This window comes from Pseudomonas typographi (assembly GCF_014694385.1).
GTDB classification, from domain to species: Bacteria; Pseudomonadota; Gammaproteobacteria; order Pseudomonadales; family Pseudomonadaceae; genus Aquipseudomonas; species Aquipseudomonas typographi.
The window spans coordinates 1-255 of the sequence record NZ_JAAOCA010000175.1 but is presented as its reverse complement, the minus strand read 5'-3'; the positions used below and the strand labels follow the sequence as shown (position 1 = coordinate 255).

1 protein-coding gene is annotated in these 255 nt (G+C 62.7%); it reads left to right on the top strand.

The window, feature by feature from the left end:
* A partial coding sequence (gpJ, locus tag HAQ05_RS28285; protein ID WP_190427763.1) for a TipJ family phage tail tip protein occupies positions 1-255 on the top strand: 255 nt, incomplete at both ends.

Below are 255 nucleotides of genomic sequence, written 5' to 3'. Positions count from 1 at the left end.
GGCTATACGGTGAACTACGTCGTCGAGCTGTCGACCGATGGCGCCGATTATCAGCCGGTGATAACCACGTCGTTCAGCGGCAAGACCACTTCGGGCTATCAGCGCTCGCACCGCATCGACCTGCCCGAGGCGGAAGAAGGGTGGACGATCCGCGTCCGGCGCACTACCGCGGACTCGACCAGCTCGAGTATTCAGGCCACCACCACGGTCGTCAGCTACACCGAGGTCATCGACGCCAAGCTGCAGTACCCCTAC